The following is a 3,834-nucleotide window of genomic DNA, read 5'->3' as shown; positions in this document are numbered from 1 at the left end:
CTATCCCACCCGGAACGTGACCCTCGTGGTGCCCTATTCGGCGGGCGGGCCGACCGACACCGTGGCGCGCCTGGTGGCCGAGCCGATGTCGCGGGCCTTGGGCCAGCAGATCATCATCGAGAACATCGGCGGCGCCAGCGGCACCATCGGCGCGGGCCAGGTCGCGCGGGCCGATGCCGACGGCTACACGCTGATGCTGCACACCTCGGCCCAGGCCACGAACGACCTGTTCTACAGCAAGCTGGCTTACGGCTCGCGCGAGGCGTTCCAGCCCCTGGGCGTCGTCAGCCACACGCCGATGACGCTGGTGGGCCGCAAGGACCTGCCGCCCGAGACGGCGGCCGAGGCGCTCGACTTCATCCGCACCAACGGCGAGGAGGTGGCCTTCGGCAACGCGGGTGTCGGCGGGCCGTCCTATCTTTGCGGGCTGCTGCTGGAAAACCGGCTTGAGACGCCGATGATCATGGTGCCCTATGGCGGCACCGGCCCGGCGCTGACCGACCTTCTGGGCGGCCAGATCGACATGATCTGCGAACAGGCGACCAACACGATCAGCCATATCCGCGGCGGCGCGGTCAAGGCCTATGCCACGACCAGCGCCGAGCGGCTGCCCTCGCTGCCCGACCTGCCGACGCTGGCCGAATCGGGGCTGGAAGGCTTCGAGACGACGGTCTGGCTGGGGCTTTACGGTCCCGCCGAGATGCCGCAGCCGGTGATCGACACCGTGGTCGCGGCCCTGCAGGAGGCGCTGCAGGACCCGCTGGTGACCGAGCGCTTCGCCGAGCTTGCCACCACCCCGGCAACGGCGGAGGAAGCGACGCCCGAAGGCCTGCAGGCCACGCAGGAGGCCGAGGTCGCCAAGTGGCAGGACCTCATCGCCGCAAGCGGGATCAAGGTGGACTGAGACCGGGGCTTTGCCCTGACGGCAGGCCGCGGGCCTGACATCCCTGCATTTGACACCCCGGCCCCGCAGGGCCGGGGTCCGGTCGTATTCCCCCTGCCGGTCCCGATGCCGCCTCTTGCAAGTGTCTCGGGACCGGGCGCGGGCCGAGGCGTTCAAGGCGGGCATCCCCCGCGCGGCGGCCCTTGGGCAAGTCTCTCGGGGCAGCCGAAGCGCATCCGAAACAGCGCGCCCGGCAGGCCGGTCCCGGTGCGATGAGATCACATCCTTTCCCGCTTTCGACGGCCCGGCCCCTGACGGACAATCGGGGCGCTTGGCCGCCTGATGCCTGACCGGCACGGGATCGCGGGCTGCAGGCTCACCCAGCCTCGAAGCCCGGCGGTCCTGCAGGGGTGATGCCCGCCGTCCCGCTCACTTTCCCCGCTGCAGGAAGAATCGGACCATCTCGGCCGAGGCGTCGGGGCCTGCGGGGTCGGTGTAGCTGCCCTCGGGGCGGCCGCCCGACCAGGCGTGGCCCGCGCCCTCGATCCGCCAGGATTCGACCAGGGGCGTGCCGTCCGCGGCCTCGACGATCTCGCGGCTGTAGCTGCGCCCGCCGTCGGACCGGCCCGCCTCGCGCCGGGCGGTGCCGCGCAGGGCGGGACCTGCGGCGGCGACCAGCGCCTCGGCGTTCGAGGGGTGGACCGTGGCATCGGCCATGCCGTGAAAGACGATCAGGCGCACCGCGCCCTCGGTCCTGCGCGGCGCCCGCCCGCCCTGCCCGCGCATCGCCCCGAAGGCCGAGGGCATGTCATGGGCGATCCCGTGCGGCAGGCCGGAATGGATGCCGACCGCGGCGAAGACGCCCGGATGGGTCGCGGCCAGCGTGGCGGCCATCGCCCCCCCGGCGGACAGGCCCGCCGCGAAGACGGCGTCCGCGGGAACCGCGAACTCGGCCGCGACCGCCTGGGCCATCGCCGCCAGCAGCGCGGCCTCGCCGGACCCCGCGCGCTGGTCCTCGGGGCGGAACCAGTTCCAGCAGCCCTGCGCGTTATGGGCGCGGGACTGGTGGGGATAGACGACGATCAGCCCGTGGCGCTCGGCCTGGGCGTTCATGCCGGTGCCGCAGGCGAAGTCGTCGGGGTTCTGGGTGCAGCCGTGCAGCATCAGCACCAGACCTTTCGGCCCGCCATCGCGGTCCGAGGGCACGAACAGGCGGTAGTCGCGCGTCCCGTGGTCCGAGGCGAAGCTGCGCGTCTCGTAGCGCGCGCCCTCGGGGACAGGGGGCTGGGCCGCCGTGCGGGCCATGCCGGGCAGGCCCTGCGGCAGCCCGTTCAGCCCTTGCGGCACCATGCAGCCGAGGTTGTCCAGCATCCGCTGCAGATCGCCCTGCTGCATGTGCGGAGCCTTGAGGCCGCTCAGGCCCGAGAGGCCGGGCGCGGGCTGGCGCGGCGGATGCACCTCGACCACCTCGGCGTCCTCGATCTCGGGCAGGGGCTTGCGCGGCATGGCTGCAGCCGCGCCTGTCGCCACGGTGTCCGCCTGCGGCGCCCCGCCCCCTGCCAGCGCCGCCTGAATGATCCGGGTGGCTTCGGCGGGGTTGCCGGCGCGTGTCTGTTCAAGCGCCCGGCTCATCGCCGTCGCGAATTGGCTGTCCATGTCTAATTTTCCTCGCGGGCCTCGGCCCTTCAGGTGATGCGGTCCTTCAGGGCCGCCTTGATCGCAGGCGGGGCCTGCAGCGCGCCCAGCACGGTCAGCGAGCCGATGGCTGCGCGGGCGAGTTCCGGGTCGATGTCGGGCGCGATCCGCGCCAGCCCCACCACCTTGATGTGCAGCGTCTCGCCGCGGGCCACCGCCGCCTCAAGCTCGGCGCGGGTGACGTCGCGCAGGCCCATCTCCAGCGTGTGGCGTTCGATGGATCGGCTGACGGCATCCGCCTCGGCGGTCAACTGGTTGCGGATGGCCGTGCGGATGAAGTCGCTGCGGTTGCCGTAGAAGCCTTCCTGCACCAGCAGGTCGATCCGGCCCAGGTCCACATGGCCCAGGTTGATGGTGATCTTCTCGTTGTCGAGCGGTTTGGGGAGTTTCTGATTCATCTTCTTGCCATCCATGTGGATGGTATATGGAGGATCATACCCCTGACGCAAGGGGGAACGGACGCTTTTCGGCAACCGGCGAAATGGCCGGGCCGCCCGCGGGGGGGGGTAGGCTGCGGGCCCGGTGTGGTGTGGGCCGCGGGCCGGGGGCGGTCCCGTTACAGGATGAAGTCGCCCGCCGTCAGGGCGCGGATCCCGGTCAGCTCGATCTCGAACTCGGCCTGGGTGTCGTTGTCGGTGCTGCCCTGGATGATGGTGTTGCCGTTCTGCTGGAAGAACCGCAGCCCGCCGTTGGCATTGCCGCCCGTGAAGTTGCCCCCGCCGATGAAGGTGAAGGCCTGGTCGCCGTTGTTGCCGCCCCCGGTGCGGGCGTCGATGGCCGAAAGGTCGATCACCTCGCCCGCCACGTTCAGCTCGAAGTCGCGGATCACGTCCCGCGCCGCCGCGCCCAGGCCGCTGTCCGCCGCCGAGATGAACACGAAGCGGTCGGCCCCCGCGCCGCCCGCCAGCACGTCCCGGCCGCCGCCGCCGTTCAGGACATCGTTGCCGACATCCCCCAGCAGCATGTCGTTGCCCGTCAGGCCGTTCAGCGTGTCGTTGCCGGCAAAGCCCAGCAGCAGGTCGGCGACGTTGTTGGCGCCGTTCAGGGGCTGGTTGGCCGCCGTGCCCTGCCGCAGGGTCATCACCGTGCCGCCGAAGCTGAGTTCCTCGACGTTGGACAGCGTGTCGGCCCCGTCGGTGCCGGAAATCGCCGTCACGACGATGCTTGTCCCGTTCAGGGCAAAGCCGTAGTTCGTGGCCGCCCCGCCGAACAGCGCCCGGTCCGTCCCCGCGCCGCCGTCAAGCGCGTCATTGCCC

At 71.5% G+C, this 3,834-nt stretch carries 3 protein-coding genes and 1 pseudogene; 1 reads left to right on the top strand and 3 read right to left on the bottom strand.

Translation table 11 applies throughout. From position 1 onward, the window contains the following. On the top strand, nucleotides 1–904 hold a 904-nt coding region (locus tag Q4F04_RS14875), incomplete at its 5' end, for a tripartite tricarboxylate transporter substrate-binding protein (protein ID WP_303370577.1). Nucleotides 905–1,312: 408 nt separating this feature from the next. Here the strand turns inward: Q4F04_RS14875 and Q4F04_RS14870 are convergent. The 3 genes and pseudogenes from Q4F04_RS14870 to Q4F04_RS14860 all read right to left on the bottom strand — a co-directional run. Continuing rightward, nucleotides 1,313–2,539, bottom strand: coding sequence for a PHB depolymerase family esterase (locus tag Q4F04_RS14870; protein WP_303370576.1), 1,227 nt, complete (start codon nucleotides 2,537–2,539; stop codon nucleotides 1,313–1,315). Nucleotides 2,540–2,568: 29 nt separating this feature from the next. Further along, complete coding sequence (locus Q4F04_RS14865; protein ID WP_303370575.1) at nucleotides 2,569–2,976, bottom strand: CopG family transcriptional regulator; 408 nt, start codon at nucleotides 2,974–2,976, stop codon at nucleotides 2,569–2,571. Nucleotides 2,977–3,134: 158 nt separating this feature from the next. Beyond that, nucleotides 3,135–3,834 (bottom strand): annotated as a pseudogene (locus tag Q4F04_RS14860) (hypothetical protein); the annotation flags it as partial.

It is taken from the genome of Paracoccus sp. (in: a-proteobacteria), assembly GCF_030536915.1.
Classification (GTDB): domain Bacteria; phylum Pseudomonadota; class Alphaproteobacteria; order Rhodobacterales; family Rhodobacteraceae; genus Paracoccus.
The sequence above is the reverse complement of the archived record's forward strand: the minus strand, read 5'-3'. Positions and strand labels throughout refer to the sequence as shown.

Excerpts from the sequence above, each read along its gene's own strand:
- Q4F04_RS14870 (WP_303370576.1), bottom strand. The coding sequence starts at position 2,539 with ATGGACAGCCAATTCGCGACGGCGATGAGCCGGGCGCTTGAACAGACA.
- Q4F04_RS14865 (WP_303370575.1), bottom strand. The coding sequence starts at position 2,976 with ATGAATCAGAAACTCCCCAAACCGCTCGACAACGAGAAGATCACCATC.